The sequence below is a fragment of the Camelimonas lactis genome, from assembly GCF_004342915.1.
GTDB classification, from domain to species: Bacteria; Pseudomonadota; Alphaproteobacteria; order Rhizobiales; family Beijerinckiaceae; genus Camelimonas; species Camelimonas lactis.
This window is the reverse complement of record NZ_SLWL01000009.1, coordinates 137,071-154,084: the sequence shown is the minus strand read 5'-3', so window position 1 is coordinate 154,084 and position 17,014 is coordinate 137,071. Positions and strand designations below refer to the sequence as shown.

Here is a 17,014-nt window from a genome sequence, read left to right as displayed (position 1 = left end):
GGTGTTGCCAGCGGTCAGGGGAGGGGCTATTAGCCCACTCACTTGCTGAGCGCCCGGCTCTGCAAGGCTCCAGCAGGCGGGGCGCCGCAAGGCGAACCACACGCTGGTGATAAAAATTCCTTTCCGGATGACTTGTCATGGCCCCGGTTTTGGGGCAGACAGCGGCGGAAATGGGCGCGTAGCTCAGCGGGAGAGCACTACGTTGACATCGTAGGGGTCACAGGTTCAATCCCTGTCGCGCCCACCATTTCATTAAAGCACTGTGAGGCCGCAACCGGCCGGCGGGGCTTTGAACCCAGTCAGACGTGTTTCATGGTTCGCGACGCAAGGCGCTTTCTGTGAGATGCGCCAACCGGCGAGGCGGTTGCGTCGCGCCATACAGGAACCGGAACATGAAGGTCCGCAATTCTCTGAAGGCCCTGCTCGGCCGCCATCGCGACAACCAGCTGGTGCGTCGCAAGGGCCGCGTCTTCATCATCAACAAGACCCAGAAGCGCTACAAGGCCCGCCAGGGCTGATTGGCCGCCGCCGGCAAGCCCCCAGAGGCCAGCCGGCGCGCCAGATACGCTTTCAGGACGCCCGCGCTTCGCGCGGGCGTTTTTTTTGTTGCCGCGCGGATCAGGTTTTCCGTCCGTCGCGGTCGGGTTGGCGCAGGCCGCGTTGCTTGAACGGGTTCGGGGCGCTGGCGTACTATGGGCGCATGACCTTGCGATCCCCCGTCTCCGCGTTTTCCATCATGCTGGCCTGTGTGCTGCTGGCTGGCGTTGCTCCAGCGTCTGCGGCGCCAGCCTCGCAGACGGCTGGGGAAGGCGCGGGCGTGAAGGAGGAGAAGGCTGCGCCGCAGCCGGGCGGCGACCCGGTCGATCGCCTGTTCGAACGCCTCGGCAAGATTACCGACGAGGAGGAGGGCGAGGGCGTCGCGCGCCGGATCGAGGAGCAGTGGCTGCGCTCGGGCAGCCCGACGGCCGACCTGTTGATGCGGCGGGCCGTGGCGGCGACCCTGGGCGGCGACCAGGCGCTGGCGGTGGAGTTGCTGGACCGGGTGATCGTGCTGCGCCCCGGCTGGGCCGAGGCCTGGAACCGCCGCGCCACGCTGTTCACCCTGCTGGGCGACGACCAGCGCGCTGCTGTCGACCTGAAGCGCGCCCTGACACTGGAGCCGCGCCACTATCAGGCCCTGGCCGCCCTCGGCGTGATTTTCAGCCGCAATGACGACAGCCGCAACGCCCTGAAGGCGTGGCGCCGGTCACTGGCGCTGAACCCGTTCCAGCCGGAGCTGAAGCAACGCGTCGACCGGCTGGCTCCCGACGTGGACGGGCGCGACCTGTAGCTGTTCGCGCCCGGAACGCGCATTTGAACGGATTGCAGGGGGCATGCCCGGGCGCGCAAGGCCCGGCCATTTCATGCGCCTGCCTGGCGTCAGATCGCGCACGCTGCGGCGCCCGCGACCTGCAAGGCTCACATCAGAAGGCTCACATCAGCGAGAGCCTGCCCCCACGGCGCATGGCTTGCGCCGCCAGGGAGCGCCAGCCCCTTCTAGCAGACCCGGCAGGAGCCCAGGGGGGCGCGTCAGGCCGCGCCCTTGCCGGTGGAGCCGATGAAGGCCATGCGCAGCATGTTGGTGGCGCCGGGGGAGCCGAAGGGCACGCCGGCGACGATCAGCACCCGGTCCGCTGGGGCGGCGAAGCCTTCCGAGCAGGCGAGGGCGCAGGCGCGGCCGGTCATGTCGTCCACGTCATGGGCGTCTTCCGTCACCACCGCGTGCACGCCCCACGCCACCGCGAGACGGCGGGCGGTGGTTTCGCGCGGGGTCAGGGCGATCATCGGCGTTTGCGGCCGCTCGCGGGCGATGCGCAGGCCGGTGGCGCCGGACGCGGTCCACGCCACGATGGTGCGGATGTCCACCGTTTCGGAAATGGTGCGGGCGGCGGCGGCGATGGCGTCGGCGCCGGTGGATTCCGGCTGGGTGCGCTGCGCCGTAATGATGGTGCGGAAGTTGGGATCGCTCTCCACCTGCTCGCCGATGCGGTTCATGGTGGCGACCGCTTCGACCGGGAACTGGCCGGCGGCGCTCTCCGCCGACAGCATCACCGCGTCGGCGCCCTCGAACACGGCGGTCGCCACGTCCGACACCTCGGCGCGGGTCGGCACCGGCGAACTGATCATCGATTCCAGCATCTGCGTGGCGACGACCACCGGCTTGCCGAGGCGGCGGCCCATGCGGGTAATCTGCTTCTGGATGCCGGGCACCTGCTCCAGCGGCATTTCCACGCCGAGGTCGCCGCGCGCCACCATGACCCCGTCCGCGAGTTCGAAAATCTCGTCGAGACGGGTCACCGCCTGCGGCTTCTCGATCTTGGCCATCACCAGGGCGCGGCCGCGCGCCGTCTTCTTGACGTCGGCCACGTCCTCGGGACGCTGGACGAACGACACGGCGATCCAGTCGACGCCGCATTCCAGCGCCGCGTCGAGGTCTGAGCGGTCCTTGTCGGTGAGGGCCGACACCGGAATGGTGGTGTCCGGCAGGCTGACGCCCTTGCGGTTGGAGACGGCGCCGGGAACGACAACGGTGGTGGCGACCGCGACCTTCTGCTTCGTGCGCTTCACGCCCGTCACCACCAGCTCGACCTTGCCGTCATCGACGAGGATGCGGTGGCCGACGTCAAGGGCGTCGAGAATCTCCGGGTGAGGCAGCCTGACCCGGTCAACGTTGCCCGGGGCGTCGCTGTTGTCGAGGGTGAAGCTCGCGCCCCGGTCGAGGGTCACCCTGTCGCCGGCGAAGACGCCGAGGCGCAGTTTTGGCCCCTGCAAGTCGGCGAGGATGCCGATCGGCCGGCCAACGCGGGCTTCCACGGCGCGAATGTCGCCGACGCGCTCGCGCAGGGCGTCGCGGGAGGTGTGGCTCATATTGATGCGGAACAGGTCCGCGCCGGCGCGGAACAGCGCCTCGATCCTGTCGGCGGTGGAAGAAGCCGGGCCTAATGTGGCGACAACCTTGACCCGTCGCATACGTCTCATCTGGAATTCTCCGGCGTCCTTGGCGTGTCGGTCAGCTGGATGGTCCAGCTTTTCTGCTCTCCGGTGTCCACCTCGAAGAAGCCATTGCGGTCGTAACCCCGCGCCAGGCAATTCTCGACGCCGCGAATGGAGAACTCGCGGTCGCGGGTGCACATGAAGGCCTTGCCGGACCATTCGCCGCCGCGGTCGTAATCAACCGCATATATATAATAGAAGCGGGCGGCGAGCGCTCCGCGCAGCAGGGTTTCACAACCTTTCGCCCCGAGATTCCACCACCCTTCGGTGATCCACCCCTGGGCGTCGCGATAGCCCAGCGCGACGCCGATGCGACTGCCCGTCATGTTGCACATGCGCAGATCGGCCCGCGCGGCCCCGGCGGCCAGCGTCAGCGCGCCCCCAGCCACAGCCAGACACAGCGCCATGCGGACGCCCGCGCGAATGGCTTTTGCCGGAAAACCTGGCGACGACATTGCAAACAGCTCCACGCTGAACCTGACAGGGAAAAGGGACGGCGACATGACAACCGGAGCGGGAACTCCGCGGGGAGAGAAAAATTCCGTCTGACCGGACAGAGTTTTTCCTCTATTCTCTGTGACTTCACGCGTTTTCCGGCGGCAGGGCGGCGGGCGCCCCTGCCGGGAAACGCTCCAGGGCAAAGCGCAAACTGCGCCCGGGCGGCGGCGAATATGTGGCGCCGGGCGCGCGCCCGGGGAAACGGGCGTCTGGCGCCGGCGGGACGAATCGCCTGCTGTCATCATGCCTTTCAGGGGGCTGCGCGGCCAGACTGAAGTTGCACCGCTGCAACGCCACGGCGGCGCCAGCCTGGGTATGGACGGGAAGGCGATCCGCCGCCCCGGAGCCGGCCGTTTCGGGGGCGCCGCGATTAACGGATTTGATTTATTTGGCGCAGTATATAACCGCGTCATCCCCGGCCGGGCGCGCGCCCGGCCCGAGGGCGCTTCTGGCGTCAGGCCCGTGAGCCCGCGCGCCGGACGCGCCGTCATCCACACAAGGAAACCGGACACCCATGAGCAATCCTGGCATGGCTGACGTCGCCGACTCCGGCGTCGCGGCGGACGAGCTGAAGCAGTTCATTGAGCGCCTTGAGCGCCTTGAGGAGGAGAAGGCGGGCATCGCCGGCGATATCAAGGAAGTGTTCGCCGAACTGAAGGGACGCGGCTTCGACGCCAAGGCGGTCCGCCAGATTCTTCGCATTCGCAAGAAGGATCAGGCTGAGCGCCAGGAAGAGGAGGCGATCCTCGAACTGTATCTCCAGGCGCTCGGCATGGCGTGAGCCCGGCCGGCGCGCCGGCTCCGGCGGGCAAGGCCCTTCCCGCCGGGCGGGGCGCCGGCGCGCCGTCATCCCGCATGATGGGCATGCCTACCGCGGCCCTGATGCCAATGACAAAAAACCCTGGCTGGCCAGGGTTTTTTTATGGGCGGCTCCGGGTTTCCTGTCAGGGGCGCGACAAGCCCCGCCTGGTTGGCGTGATCCCGCCTGGTGGGTCTTGCCTGGAAATCTGCCCCGCCTGATCTTGCGGCGTGACGCGGCGTGACGCGGCGTGCGCGCAGCCGCGCCCATTGGCCGGCGCGGCTTCTGGCGCGACTGGTGTCAGTCGACCTTGCGGCGCGCCAGCAGGGCGCGGGCGAATGCGGCGCCGGTGTCATCCTTCTCCGCCTCGCTGGAGAACGTGGCGTCGGAATAGGCGTTGGCGATGCGATCCGGCAGGCCGCCGGTGTTTTTTTCCTTCTTGCGCGCCGGGGCGCTGGCGGTTTCGGGCTGACGGCGGGGCTGCGTGGTCGGGGTGCTTCTGGCCGCCGGTTGTTTCCGTTCAGCTTTCGGAGCGACGGCGGCGCCGCGCAGCTCCATGGGCCGCATGGGCGGCAGGGGCGAGAGGGCCGAGGTCGTCTCAGGCGAGGCGGCGTAGGCGAGGGCGTCGCCGGCCAGGTCCGACCTGCGCCGGCCGGACGTAATGGCAGCCACGGCGCGTGCCTCGGGCGACGGTCCGCCCAGGTCCGCCGGGCGCGCGGGCGGCAGGGGCGCGGCTGCGACGGCGACAGGCGCGGCCTCATCCGTGGCGATATCCGTGGCGATGTCCGTCGCGGGCGCTCCCTGGCCGGAGGCGCCGCCGAGGCCATGGGGGCGGACGGGCGGCAGCGGCGCCATGGCCGCGTCAATGGTGTTGGCGGCCACGGCGTCGGAGCTGAGCGCGGCGGTGGCCATATTGAGCTGCGGATCATCCGGGCGGCGCGGCGGCAACGGCACGATGCCCATCTGCCCCGTTTCCGGGCTGGCGTCCGGCTGGCCGTCGTCGTCAGGCCGCATGGCCGCCAGCGAGGCCGGGTCCTGCGGCCGCGCGGCCGGAACAGGGGCCATTTCGGCAATGCGGGTGGATTGCGGCTCCAGCGGCGGCAGACGGTCGGCGGACGGCGGCGGCGCGGCCGCCACGGCGACCGGCTGGGCCTGCTGCTGTTTGCCGCCGCCAAAGAAGCCGAGCAGGCCGGCGTCGCCCGTCGTCTGGTTGCCTTCGGCCCAGGCCACCTGCTGGGCAGTGGCGGCCGCTTCCTTCGCCGTGCGCGGCTTGTAAGGCGGTGCGGCCGCGATCGCCTTCTGTTCGGCGACGTCCTCGCCCTCATCGGCGCCGCCGCCAAACAGTCTGGCCCAGAAGCTCTTCTTCGGCGCGTTTTCCTGCGCGGCGTAGGCGGTGGCCCCGGCCACCGAGCCGCCCCGGGCGAGAATCTCGGCTTTCGCCTGCTCATAGCGCGCCATCGGCCGGCCGTTCGCCGGAATGTGCACCGTCTTGCCGTCAGGGAAGATGCTGGCCAGCTGTTCATAGGACAGGCGCGGCCAGGCCCTCACCGAACCCACGTCGAGGTGAACGAACGGGTTGTACGAGGACGGATAGTAGCCGACGCCGCCGCGTTGCAGGCGCACGGCCGCGGCGCGGATGCGGGCGGCCGGCACGTCCGGCAGGTAGAAGTCCATCGCCTTGCCGAGCATGTGCTGGCTATGCTCCGCGACGCGGCTGGAACGGCGCCGCAACATGGCGTTGGTGGCCGGCGCGCGGTAGGCGGAGAGCACGTGAATCGTCTCGCGCGAGCCCAGTTCGCGATGCACTTCCCACACCAGGTCGAACAGGCGCGGGTCCATGTTCGTGGGCTCTTCGCGGCGCCAGTCGCGCAGGAACCAGTTCAGCTGCTTCAGCGCCGCCCGGTCATAGGAGCCGAAACGCTTGAAGGTGACGGAGATCGTCTCCTTGGTGTGGGCGTAATACAGGTTGAGGGTGCGGGTGTCGCCATTGGCGATGGCGTTCTGGGTTTCCGAGGCGCCGGTGAGCGTGGCGCCCGCCAGCGCGACGGCGCCGAGCCCCACCCTGAAGCCGCCCGAGCCCGTCAGGCCGCTGATCCGCCGCCAGAGGCCGCTGGCGCGGGACAGGCTGGCCGCGCGCGCGGCCACAGGACGGAAAGGAAAATGGAGCCGTGGCAACGACAAGCTGGTTCACCCCTGATGGATGACCGGCGGGCGCGCGCGCCGCATGCCGGCCATATAACCAGCCCTTGGGCCAGTTGACTGTTCCCGCGCCGGGCAAGGAAGCCGCCGGCACGATTGCGTATCCCTGCGCCAGACTTTTCGACCAGAAGCCTTAACGCGAGGTTAGCCTGCTTCGCCGTTTCCCGCCATAAAGCTGGGCGCCCGCGATGAATTTTTCGACAAATCGCTGGCAGGTAACGATTTTCCCGCGCGGCGCCTGTGTGTCATTTCCGAACGGGCGGCTGGCGCCCGTCCGCTGCATGGCTTTCGCGGCGCCGCATTGGCGACTAACGGCGCGTCTGGCCGAGCGCCGCCTGCATGCGGCGGTCCAGCCCGTAGATATCCTCGCGGGCGTGCAGCTTGCCGGCCGCATCCACGGACGCGGTGAAATAGGCGAGGTGGATCGGCAGCGGCTCCTGCAGGCGCACCGTGCGCTCACCGCGACCGATCAGCTTCCTGATTCGCGTCTGCGGCCATTGCGGGCCGAGCACCAGTTCGGCGAAGCGCAGCGGATTGTCGACGCGCACGCAGCCATGGCTGAAGGCGCGCCTGTCGCGGCCGAACAGGGCGCGTGAGGGCGTGTCGTGCAGATAGACCGCGTGATCGTTGGGGAACATGAACTTGATGTGGCCGAGGGCGTTGCGCTCGCCCGGCGGCTGGCGCACGTGGATGCTGTTGCCGCGGCGAACCACTTCGTAGCCGCGCCGCGCCGCATAGTTCGGGTCGCGGGCCAGCCCCGGCAGGAATTCCTTCTTCAGGATCGACGGCGGCACATTCCAGTACGGATTGACCACGGCGTATTGCATCGTGTCCGAGAATACCGGCGTCGGCGTTTCCGCCTTGCCAACCACCACGCGCGCCTCGTGCGCCAGATGGCCGTCGCGCACGACGCGCATGCGGTATTCCGGAATGTTCACGAAGATGTAGTTGGGGCCCAGCTCGCGCGGCAGCCAGCGCCAGCGCTCCATGTTGACGATGAGGGCGGCCTCGTCCTGCGCGGCAAGCTGGTCGAACCGCACGCGGTCACCCGCCATGGCCACCACGGTCTGCCGGGTCAGGACGCCGGTGGGTTTCAGCCCGCTGCGGCGCTGGAACCCGGCCACCGCCGCCGCCAGCTCGCTGTCGTAGAGCACATCTTCGGAGGGCGTCAGGCCGAGGCGGCTGCGCACCAGCGAGACGCGCGGATCGCTCATGCCGACCCGCAGCGCCGGGCCATCGGGGATCCGCGCCGTGGGCGGCTCCGGCGGACGGGCCGCGCGCAGCTCGATCAGCTTGCCGCGCAGGGCCAGATAGCCAGGGTGCTTCGGATTGTAATCGCCAAGCAGGGCCGCGACGTCGCCATTGTGCGCTGATGCGTCGGCGAGGCGGCCCAGCACGCTGGCGGCGCCGGGCAGGTCGAGCTTCGGGGTGATCAGTCGCGACAGGCGCGGCAGGTCGATGCGACCGCCCGACGCGTCACGGGCGTATTTCACCGCATTGACCGACTGGCGGACTTCTGCGGCCGCAAGCACATCGGGCGATGCGGCGACAGCGGGCAGACCGGCGGCCGGGTAATCCGCCGGCTCCATGCCCTCTTCCCAGGCCCGCTCCAGCTTGTCCTGCACGGCGCGGGCGGCTGCCGTCCACTGGCCGCGCCCGATCCACAGCGGCGCGGTGCGCTCCGCATAAAACTTGCGCAATTCCGCCTGCTGGGCGGCGTCGAGGCGGCTGCCCGCGAACGTGGCGGGCGCGTCGAGCAGGGCGCGGGCCTGCAAAAGGATGGTGTCGGCCAGCAGCGCGTTGGCGTCGACTTCAGGCGGCGGCGGAAGCTCCGGAAAGGCTTGCGCCGCGTTGTCGTTGGGGAGCGACGCTGTTTGCCCGCCCGGCGCGGGCGCGCTGGCATCGCCGGCTTCTGGCGGCGCGATGGTGGGGCGCATGGCGTCGGCGGCGCGGGGCATTTCACCCGGAAGGGGCGCGGCGGCGTCCGGCGCGTCGCGTCCGGCGTCGGCCGATGGCGCGCGGCTGATCGAGGCAGTGACGTCAGGGCTGGCGCCCGCCGGCGGCGCGCCAGCCTGGGTCTGGCCTGGCGCTGGCGCGTGGGGGAGCGGCGTCCGGTTCGGTTCCGGCTCATGGTAGAGGGTGATGATCTGCTGCGACCGGTCCATGCGCCGGGTCTGCTGCATGTCTCCGTTGTCGGCGCCGTCGGGCGCGTCCGGGGACTGTTGCTCCTGCTGATGCCCCTGCCCCTGGCCGTGCCCCTGTCCCTGGTCCCACTCATCGCCGGGTCGTGCGTCGGGGTGCTCAGGCGGCGTGGGCGCGCGCCAGTCGTCCTGTTCGCGCTCCTCTTCGCGGGGGGCGGGGTGGTCCCGGGGCGTCTCTTCCTGGGGCGACCGGTCAAGAAACTCCCGCTGATCCGGCGCCTCGCCCTGGAAGTCCTGCTCCGGCTCCCCGGGCTCCGGTCCGTCCCAATCCCTGGCGTCGTCATCATCGCCGGACTGCGCATCCTGCGAATCCAGTATCCACGCCTGGGCTGCATCCCGGGGCAACGGCCGGGCGTACGGTTGCGCCCCGGCGGCGCCGCTCACGGCCAGCGCCGTGGCGAGGGCAAAGACGCTCAGGGCCTGTCTGAAAAGCTCAGGCGGGTTGGCCCGGCGGCTTTCTTCCCGCCCCGCGGCGCCGGCAATCCTGCCCGCGTCAATGGCTGTTGGCGGCGGGCGCCTTCCGGCATGGCGCAAGAATTCCCCGTCGGATCCCCGCCGCTGAATTCCCAAACAGGCTCTCAGAATCGACCTGTCAGCACGCAGCATCATGCCAGCACGGCTCCCCAAACCTTGTATGTGCGCGCCGCTCTGGTCTGGCGCTGTCCCGGCGAAGCGTCCGCCTTGTGAAACGTTTGCCTGTGAAACGTCGGCCGGCGTATGTTCTGCCGGCGCATGTTCCGCCGGTGCGTTTCCAGCCCGGCGAGTTCATGGTGATTCGCCTGGCATTACGTAAATCGGCGCGTAAATCGGCGGCGTCGGTGGCCCCGGCGCCCCCGCGGGGCCTCGTTCAGGAGGGCTGGGCCGCCGCGCCCTCGGGCCAACTGCGGGCCGCGTCGCAATCCGCCAGCGCGTCCCGCTCCGGCATCATGTCCAGATCTTTCAGCTTCCGGTAGAGCGTGGAGCGACCAATCCCCAGGCGGCGGGACACCTCCGACATCTGGCCGCGATAGTGCCGCACGGCGAAGCGGATAACGCCGGCTTCAATCTCCGCCAGCGGTCGCAGATCGCCCTGACCGTCAAAAATATCCAGAATGTCGTGAATCTGACCGCATGGCGTCGGCGGGCCGGCGGCGTGGGCAGCCTGGCTGACAGCGGCCTCGTCCATCAGCCAGAAACCGTGGTCGCCGGTGGGTTCATCGTCGCCGGCAAGTTGATTGGCGAGGCGCGGCGGCGCGACGTGGTCCGCGGTGATGATGGGACCAGCGGCCGCATGAGCGGCGCGCATCACCCGCGCCCGCAACTGGCTGGCGTTGCCTGGCCAGTCTTCGGATTGCAGCCGCTGCAATGCGGCGTCGCTGAAGGCGTCGGGCATATCGCGCTGCAACGGCGCGGCGCGGCTGGCGCGCAGGCGCTCCAGCATGGCCTGGGCCATGCCGGAAATATCTTCCGGGCGCAGGGCCAGCGGCGTCAGGGTCAGGGGCGCCACCGAGAGCAGGTAATACAGGTCCTCGCGAAACCGGCCCTCCCGCACCAGATCGATCAGCGGCTGGCGTGAGCCGGCGAAAATGCGTAACGGCGCAACGGCGGCGACGCGGCCATGGCGGGCGCCGCGACGCCGCAGCAATTCCGCCAGCTCTGCCTGGGCGACCGTTGGCCAGCGGTCGACGTTGCGCAGATACAATGATCCGCCAGCTTCGTCGTTGATCAGGCCGCGCTCCACGTCGACGCCCATGGCGGCGGTCGCGGCGCCAAGACCGGCTTCCAGCATCGGCGCGTCGAGCTGCCGCAGCGGGCGCTGGCGACGCATGCCGGCGGCGTGCAGGGCGCGGACCAGGGTGAGTTTTCCGGCGCCGCTGGGCCCCTCCACCAGCACCGGCAATCCGGCGCCCAGGGCGCGCCGGCCCTGGGCGACCGCCCGGGCCATGGTTTCGCCAGTGGCGGCGAGATCGTCCAGCGACAGTTCAGCGCGGCGCTCGCCGCGCCGGCCGCCGGGGGCGTCGCCCGCGGCTTGCAGCCGTTCCTGCAAACTGCGCATTTGCCGCTCGGGGGTGACGCCAGCCAGGAACTCCACGCCGGCGTCCTGCAACGCCGCCGCCTCCGCCGGGGTCAGCGCCGCCGGGGCCGCCAGCAGCGGCGCGCTGGCGCCGTGCATCCGCAAGATTTCCAGCAGGTCGAGCACCGGGGCCGCCGTGTCCGCGTCGGCGGCGACCACCGCCCTGGGCGCCCGCGTCTGTGTGGCCAGAATATTCCGCGCGGCGGCAAGGCTGGGGGCGATCTGGAGCACCACGCGCGCCTGTGCGGCCAGCCCGGCGAGGGCGGCGCGCAATGGCCGCTCTGGCTGGCCATTGCACACCACGAGCACCACGTCGTCTCCCGGCCCGTCCGCGGGAAGCCGCGCGCCGCTGACGGGGGACGCGGTGTTGCTGGGCTGTATCGCCATAACCGGGATCGCCATGCGCGGCTGTCGCTTTCATGCTCCGGGCGCAACGCCAGGCTGACCGGCGGCTCGCCCCCTGTCCATCCGTCCATGGGCAGCCGTCGGGCCAGGCGGCCGGCCGACGGAAATTGCCGATGGACTCGCGGGTGTGTCGTTACGGGGCATGCTGGCGCACAACGGTAAAGTCCGTGTTAACGCTGTCGGCAGATTTTCCAGATTGCCGATGGAATATGCGAAGCCGCGCTGCATGGAGCCGGGGCCGCGCGCGCGCCAGCAGGGCGCGGGGATTTTTCGAGGGCTTCGCGGATGCGCCGACGCATTGCCACATGGCTTCCGCATCGCCACCTTAGGGACGCGGCGGCCGGTTCCCGGTCGCATGACCCTGGAAAGAGATCTGGAGAGTTTTGATGTCGCGCGCCGTTTCTGTGACGAGCAGGTTGTCCGCCGCCCGCAGCCCGGAAAAGGCGGGCGCCGGCGTCGCGCCCGAACTGGGCGACCTGCCGCGCTGGGATCTGTCGGCGCTCTATCCAGGCATGGATTCGGAGGCTTACAAGGCCGACTTCAACGGTATTGAAGGGCGTTGCGCTGATTTCGCCGACGCCTGGCGCGGACGCATCGCCGCGCTGGCCGGAGAGGCTGATGGCCCGGGGGAGCTGGACAGGGCGATCCGCGCCTTCGAGGCGATTTCCGAAACCCTCGGCCGCATCATGTCCTACGCCGGGCTGATTTATTTCGGCGACACCTCCGCGCCGGCCCACGCCAAATTCTATGGCGACGCCCAGGAGCGCGCCACCGCGGCCAGCGCCCATCTGCTGTTCTTCCAGCTGGAGCTGAACCGTCTCGACGACGCAGCCTGGGGGCGTCTGCGCAACAGCCCGGAACTGGCGCACTGGCGTCCGTGGCTGGACGACATGCGCAAGGAGAAGCCCTACGAACTGTCCGACGACATCGAGCGGCTGTTTCACGAAAAATCGGTGACGGGCGTCAGCGCCTGGAACCGCCTGTTCGACGAGACGATCGCGGCGCTGCGTTTCGAGGTCGACGGCGCCAGCCTGTCGATCGAGCCGACCCTGAACCTGTTGCAGGACGCCGATCCCGAAAAGCGCAAGGCGGCCGCCGCGGCGCTGGGCAAGGTGTTCTCCGACAATATCCGCACCTTCACGCTAATCACCAACACCCTGGCCAAGGACAAGGATATCTCTGACCGCTGGCGTGGTTTCAGCGACGTCGCCGACGCCCGCCACCTGGCCAACCGGGTGGAGCGCGAGGTGGTTGACGCCATGGTCGCCGCCGTGCGCGACGCCTATCCGCGCCTGTCGCACCGCTACTACCGCCTGAAGGCGCGCTGGTTCGGCAAGGAGCAGCTCGACTATTGGGACCGCAACGCGCCGCTGCCAAAGGCCGCGCAGCGGACGATCGGCTGGGACGAGGCGCGCGATACGGTGCTGTCGGCCTATGGCGAATTTACCCCTGAGATGGAACGCATCGCCCGCCGCTTCTTCGACGAAAACTGGATTGACGCGCCGGTGCGGCCTGGCAAGGCGCCGGGCGCCTTCGCCCACCCGACGGTGCCCTCGGCCCATCCTTATGTGATGCTGAATTATCTGGGCAAGCCGCGCGACGTGATGACCCTGGCCCACGAACTCGGCCATGGCGTCCACCAGGTGCTGGCCGCCCGCCAGGGCGCGCTGATGGCTCCGACGCCGCTAACCCTGGCGGAAACCGCCTCGGTGTTCGGCGAGATGCTGACCTTCCGCCGCATGCTCGACGCCGCGCCGCCGCAGGAGCGCAAGGTCATGCTCGCCGCCAAGGTGGAGGACATGATCAATACGGTGGTGCGCCAGATCGCCTTCTACAGCTTCGAGCGCAGGGTGCATGAGGCGCGTCGCCAGGGCGAGCTGACCAGCGAGCGACTCGCGGCCTTCTGGCTGGAGGTGCAGACGGAGAGCCTTGGTCCGGCGATCCGGCTTGACGACGATTATGGCGTCTGGTGGGCCTACATTCCCCACTTCATCCATTCGCCGTTCTATGTCTACGCCTATGCCTTCGGCGACTGCCTGGTGAATTCGCTCTATGGCGTCTATCAGAACGCCCGCGAAGGCTTCGCCGGGCGCTATCTGGAGATGCTGGCGGCCGGCGGCACCAGGCACCACTCGGAACTGCTGGCTCCTTTCGGCCTCAACGCCGCCGATCCGGCCTTCTGGCAGATCGGCCTTGGCATGATCGAGGGCTTCATCGCCGAGCTCGAAAGCCTGCCGGACTGAGCGTCGCCTCGGGCGGCGGCAACAAACGCGCAACGACAAACGGGAGGAAACATATGTCGGACATCGGTTTCACGGCGGTTTTGCCGGAAGGCTGGCCGCGTCCGCGCGGCTATGCCCAGGGCGTGGTGACCACGGGCGGGCGCGTGCTGCGCGTCGCCGGCCAGACCGGGGTTGCTCCCGGCGCGCAGCATGTGGCGCCGGACGCTGATTTCGGCGCGCAGTTCACCCAGGCGCTGGCCAATGTCGTGGCGGTGGTGCAGGCGGCGGGCGGCAAGGCGGAGCACATCGTCTCGCTGCGCGCGTATCTGACGCAAATTGGCGACTTCAACGCCCACGGCGCCGCGGTGGGCGCTGCCTGGGGCGCATCGCTTGGCCGGCATTTCCCCGCCATGACCATCGTTGGGGTGACGGCGCTGCTCGATCCTGCGGCGCGGGTGGAAATCGAGGCGGAAGCCGTGCTGCCGTAAGGCGGGCGGGGAAGAGCCCAGGGTTACGGAAAGGACGAGGGTGAGCGGCGAGCAGGACAGGGAAGGCAACCGCTTCGGCGCGCGCATGGCGCGTTATGCCCGCGTCGGCGCCGGGCTTGGCGGCGCGGCGGCGCGCGTGGCCGGGGCGCGGCTGCGCGGCGGTGATCCGGCGGCCGAAGCGGTGGCGCTGGCCGGGGCGCTGGGCGGGCTGAAGGGGCCGCTGATGAAGGTGGCGCAACTGGTCGCCGCCATTCCCGATCTGGTTCCGCCGGAATATGCGGCGGAGTTCCAGAAATTGCAGTCGCAGGCGCCGCCCATGGGGCCGGCCTTCGTGCGGCGGCGGATGATGGCCGAGCTGGGCGCCGGCTGGCGCGAACGCTTCGCTGATTTCGACCTCACTCCGGCGGCGGCCGCCTCCCTCGGCCAGGTGCACCGGGCCCGCAGCCTCGATGGCGAGAGCCTCGCCTGCAAGCTGCAATATCCGGACATGCAGTCGGCTGTCGCCGCCGATCTGAAACAGCTCGACGTGGCGTTGGCGCTGCACCGGCGCATGGGCGCGGCGATTGATACCCGCGACATCGCCGTGGAGCTGGCCGAACGTTTGCGCGAAGAGCTGGATTATGTGCGCGAGGCGAAGCATGTGGCGCTCTACAACCACATGCTCGCCGATGTGGCCGAGGTGCGCACGCCGCGCGCCCGGCCCACGTTGTCGACCGGGCGGCTGCTGACCCTCACCTGGCTCGACGGCGGGCCGATGCTGGAGCGGCGCGATGAGCCGCAGGAGACGCGCAACCGGCTGGCCCGCGCCATGTTCGCGGCTTGGTGGCGGCCGTTCGGCCGGTTTGGCGTCATTCACGGCGACCCGCACCCTGGAAACTATACGGTGTTCACCGACGGGTCGGGGGACCCGGCGGGCGTCAATCTGCTCGACTACGGTTGCGTCCGGGTGTTTTCGCCGCGGTTCGTTGGCGGCGTCGTCGACCTGTACGAGGGACTGCTGCACGACCGCGCCGATCAGATCGCCCATGCCTATGAAACCTGGGGCTTCGCCAATCTGAACGCCGATGTGATCGCGGTGCTCAATGTCTGGGCGCGCTTCATCTATGGGCCGCTGCTCGATGACCGGGAGCGCACGATCGCGGATGGCGTCGCGCCCGGCGCCTACGGGCGACGCGAGGCGTTTCAGGTGCATCAGGCGTTGCGGCGGCTCGGGCCGCTGCGGATTCCACGCGAATTCGTCTTCATGGACCGGGCGGCGGTGGGGCTGGGAGCGGTGTTCCTGCACCTCGACGCCCGGCTGAATTTCCACCGGCTGTTCGCGCAGACCATCGCCGGATTCACCAGGGAGGGGCTGGCGGAGCGTCAGGGAGCCGCCCTGGCGCAGGCGGGCCTGTGCTGAGGGCGCGCCTCATGCAACAGCCATTTGCAAGCCGCCCGCGCTTCGGCTAGATCAGCATTGAGTTTTTGCGTCCGCCGCCGCGTGGACGGCCGCACGATAACGAAACGCTCTCAATCGGGGAAAACCAGCAACATGGCGAACCATTCGAACGCCGTCACGACGGGCGGACATCCGGACATGGACTATCCGGCGCATGAGAACACCTATGCGGGCTTCCTCAAGGGCTCCAAGTGGGGCATCGGCGCCATCATCCTGATTCTGGTGCTGATGGCCTGGTTCCTGCTCTGAAGCGCGCAGGACCCGCGGCCTGGCCGCGCGAGACCTTATCCATATAAAAATGCCCGGCTCCGTGAGGAGCCGGGCATTTTTGTTTGCGGCGCCCAGGGCGCGCCGCAGACTGGAAAAGACGCGCCGCAGACCGGAAAAACCGGCGCAGGCCTCTGGAGGCTGCGCCCTGCGCCGGGTCGCGGCGGCGCGCGATCCGCGACCACGCAGGCCGCCGCCGGGTCAGACTCAGCTGCCGAGACGACGCAGCGCGGCGCGGGCGATCTCGTTGTTGGGATCGACGCCGAGGGCGCTGTTGAAGGAGCTGCGCGCCTCCTGGACGTTGCCCAGCTTTTCCTGGGCGAGGCCGCGGCCGGCCCAGGCGTCGGCCAGCTTGTTGTTGACGTTGAGCGCGGCGTTGAAATCCTCCAGCGCCTTGTCATTGCGCCCCAGCGCCAGCTCGCTCTGGCCGCGCGCCGCATAGGGCGCCGCGACGAACGGATTGCGGTCGACGGCCGAGCTGAAGTCCTGCACCGCCTGAGCGTGGCTGCCCTGGCGCTGGTAAACGAGGCCGCGCGAATGCCGCGCTTCCGCCGATTCAGGGTTCAGGCGGATGGCGTTGTCGAGATCGGACAGGGCGCCGGTGAGGTCGTTCTGGGCGCGGCGCAGGTTGGCCCGGGCGATGTAGGCCGGCGCATAGTTCGGGTTGGCGGTGATGGCGCTGGAGAAATCCTGCGCCGCCGCCTGGCTGTTGCCGGTCTGGCGGTGGGCGAGGCCGCGATTGTTATAGGCGGCCGCGTCGTTCGGATCGAGGCGGATGGCCTGGTTGAAGTCGTCGATCGCCTTGCGATAGTTGCCGGTGCGGGCGTAGGCGGCGCCGCGGGTGTTGTAGGCGCGGGCGTCGTTGGGATTGGCGCGAATGGCTTCGCTCAGGGAGCCGATGTTGGCGCCGGTCACCGCCGGGTCCTGGTTCACGACCTCGGCGATATTGGTCGAACGCTGCGGATTGACGGTTTCGCCGCAGGCCGCAAGGGCAAGGGCGAGCGCAGCGGCGGACAGGGCCGCGACGGCTGGTCTGGACATGGACAGTGGCACGGCGATCCCCCGAACAGATACGGCTGGCGACGCTTGCCGCCGGCGACCCAAACTGAAAGCTGGTTCATTGTCCATGCAGCCAATCTGGGCAAGCTTGTGGCGAACGTTGAACCAGGCGCCCGCCAGGCGCGCGCTGACAGCGTGGCGTGGCCGCGCCGCACCGGTCCAGGTCAGGCCGTTTCCAGCATATGATGGATGCTGGTTAACAAACCGGCGCCGACTTCGCGAGACAGCAGCCCAGAAACGACAAACGGCCCCGTGGGGCCGTCAGACGCGTCTGCGCATTGCCTGAATGTCAGACCGGCGTTCATGGGCGGACGTCGCCCAAACCGCCAGGCCCTTCGGCGAACCGCCGCAG

At 69.3% G+C, this 17,014-nt stretch carries 13 protein-coding genes and 1 tRNA gene; 8 read left to right on the top strand and 6 right to left on the bottom strand.

The genetic code is table 11. The annotated features are described in order from the left end of the window. Positions 1-172 precede the first annotated feature (172 nt). The 3 genes from EV666_RS11535 (at position 173) to EV666_RS11525 (ending at position 1,330) form a co-directional block, all read left to right on the top strand. Positions 173-247: transfer RNA gene (locus EV666_RS11535), tRNA-Val, on the top strand. A 145-nt stretch (positions 248-392) separates the two neighbouring features. After that, on the top strand, positions 393-518 hold the full coding sequence (gene ykgO, locus EV666_RS11530; RefSeq protein WP_132007802.1) for a type B 50S ribosomal protein L36: 126 nt from the start codon (positions 393-395) through the stop codon (positions 516-518). A gap of 182 nt (positions 519-700) precedes the next feature. Next, positions 701-1,330 (top strand): tetratricopeptide repeat protein, encoded by a 630-nt coding sequence (locus tag EV666_RS11525; protein WP_245514367.1) that lies wholly within the window; start codon positions 701-703, stop codon positions 1,328-1,330. 239 nt (positions 1,331-1,569) lie between these two features. On the opposite strand, the gene pyk is transcribed toward EV666_RS11525, so the two are convergent. Together pyk and EV666_RS11515 are read right to left on the bottom strand one after the other, a co-directional pair. Next, positions 1,570-3,018: a pyruvate kinase gene (gene pyk, locus EV666_RS11520; RefSeq protein ID WP_132007799.1), complete on the bottom strand. Its 1,449-nt coding sequence runs from the start codon at positions 3,016-3,018 to the stop codon at positions 1,570-1,572. Continuing rightward, positions 3,015-3,440: a DUF1036 domain-containing protein gene (locus EV666_RS11515; RefSeq protein ID WP_132007895.1), complete on the bottom strand. Its 426-nt coding sequence runs from the start codon at positions 3,438-3,440 to the stop codon at positions 3,015-3,017. The genes pyk and EV666_RS11515 overlap by 4 nt, the downstream gene beginning before the upstream one ends. Before the next feature lie 605 nt (positions 3,441-4,045). On the opposite strand from EV666_RS11515, the gene EV666_RS11510 reads away from it, so the two are divergent. Next, positions 4,046-4,312, top strand: a complete 267-nt coding sequence (locus EV666_RS11510; RefSeq protein ID WP_132007796.1) for a DUF2312 domain-containing protein — start codon at positions 4,046-4,048, stop codon at positions 4,310-4,312. Positions 4,313-4,630: 318 nt separating this feature from the next. On the opposite strand, the gene EV666_RS11505 is transcribed toward EV666_RS11510, so the two are convergent. The 3 genes from EV666_RS11505 to EV666_RS11495 all read right to left on the bottom strand — a co-directional run bounded on the left by EV666_RS11505 (position 4,631) and on the right by EV666_RS11495 (position 11,170). Then, on the bottom strand, positions 4,631-6,511 hold the full coding sequence (locus tag EV666_RS11505; RefSeq protein WP_245514366.1) for a peptidoglycan L,D-endopeptidase MepK: 1,881 nt from the start codon (positions 6,509-6,511) through the stop codon (positions 4,631-4,633). A gap of 326 nt (positions 6,512-6,837) precedes the next feature. Continuing rightward, positions 6,838-9,114: a L,D-transpeptidase family protein gene (locus EV666_RS11500; RefSeq protein ID WP_165909990.1), complete on the bottom strand. Its 2,277-nt coding sequence runs from the start codon at positions 9,112-9,114 to the stop codon at positions 6,838-6,840. A 463-nt stretch (positions 9,115-9,577) separates the two neighbouring features. After that, positions 9,578-11,170: a sigma 54-interacting transcriptional regulator gene (locus tag EV666_RS11495; RefSeq protein ID WP_132007790.1), complete on the bottom strand. Its 1,593-nt coding sequence runs from the start codon at positions 11,168-11,170 to the stop codon at positions 9,578-9,580. Positions 11,171-11,574: 404 nt separating this feature from the next. Here EV666_RS11495 and EV666_RS11490 point away from each other — a divergent pair, with 404 nt between their 5' ends. The 4 genes from EV666_RS11490 (at position 11,575) to EV666_RS11475 (ending at position 15,585) form a co-directional block, all read left to right on the top strand. Further along, on the top strand, positions 11,575-13,431 hold the full coding sequence (locus EV666_RS11490) for a M3 family oligoendopeptidase (protein WP_132007787.1): 1,857 nt from the start codon (positions 11,575-11,577) through the stop codon (positions 13,429-13,431). A 53-nt stretch (positions 13,432-13,484) separates the two neighbouring features. Continuing rightward, a complete protein-coding gene (locus EV666_RS11485; RefSeq protein WP_132007784.1) occupies positions 13,485-13,898 on the top strand; it encodes a RidA family protein in 414 nt (137 codons plus the stop codon). A gap of 85 nt (positions 13,899-13,983) precedes the next feature. Beyond that, on the top strand, positions 13,984-15,297 hold the full coding sequence (locus EV666_RS11480) for an ABC1 kinase family protein (protein ID WP_132007891.1): 1,314 nt from the start codon (positions 13,984-13,986) through the stop codon (positions 15,295-15,297). A 132-nt stretch (positions 15,298-15,429) separates the two neighbouring features. Continuing rightward, positions 15,430-15,585 (top strand): aa3-type cytochrome c oxidase subunit IV, encoded by a 156-nt coding sequence (locus tag EV666_RS11475; protein WP_132007781.1) that lies wholly within the window; start codon positions 15,430-15,432, stop codon positions 15,583-15,585. Positions 15,586-15,810: 225 nt separating this feature from the next. Here EV666_RS11475 and EV666_RS11470 read toward each other — a convergent pair whose 3' ends face one another. Next, the gene (locus EV666_RS11470; RefSeq protein WP_132007778.1) at positions 15,811-16,644 is read right to left on the bottom strand and encodes a tetratricopeptide repeat protein; all 834 of its coding nucleotides are present in this window, start codon (positions 16,642-16,644) and stop codon (positions 15,811-15,813) included. Positions 16,645-17,014 lie beyond the last annotated feature (370 nt).

Excerpts from the sequence above, each read along its gene's own strand:
- EV666_RS11510 (WP_132007796.1), top strand. The coding sequence starts at position 4,046 with ATGAGCAATCCTGGCATGGCTGACGTCGCCGACTCCGGCGTCGCGGCG.
- EV666_RS11515 (WP_132007895.1), bottom strand. The coding sequence starts at position 3,440 with ATGGCGCTGTGTCTGGCTGTGGCTGGGGGCGCGCTGACGCTGGCCGCC.
- EV666_RS11485 (WP_132007784.1), top strand. The coding sequence starts at position 13,485 with ATGTCGGACATCGGTTTCACGGCGGTTTTGCCGGAAGGCTGGCCGCGT.
- EV666_RS11525 (WP_245514367.1), top strand. The coding sequence starts at position 701 with ATGACCTTGCGATCCCCCGTCTCCGCGTTTTCCATCATGCTGGCCTGT.
- EV666_RS11475 (WP_132007781.1), top strand. The coding sequence starts at position 15,430 with ATGGCGAACCATTCGAACGCCGTCACGACGGGCGGACATCCGGACATG.
- ykgO (WP_132007802.1), top strand. The coding sequence starts at position 393 with ATGAAGGTCCGCAATTCTCTGAAGGCCCTGCTCGGCCGCCATCGCGAC.
- pyk (WP_132007799.1), bottom strand. The coding sequence starts at position 3,018 with ATGAGACGTATGCGACGGGTCAAGGTTGTCGCCACATTAGGCCCGGCT.
- EV666_RS11470 (WP_132007778.1), bottom strand. The coding sequence starts at position 16,644 with ATGTCCAGACCAGCCGTCGCGGCCCTGTCCGCCGCTGCGCTCGCCCTT.
- EV666_RS11490 (WP_132007787.1), top strand. The coding sequence starts at position 11,575 with ATGTCGCGCGCCGTTTCTGTGACGAGCAGGTTGTCCGCCGCCCGCAGC.
- EV666_RS11495 (WP_132007790.1), bottom strand. The coding sequence starts at position 11,170 with ATGGCGATACAGCCCAGCAACACCGCGTCCCCCGTCAGCGGCGCGCGG.
- EV666_RS11480 (WP_132007891.1), top strand. The coding sequence starts at position 13,984 with ATGGCGCGTTATGCCCGCGTCGGCGCCGGGCTTGGCGGCGCGGCGGCG.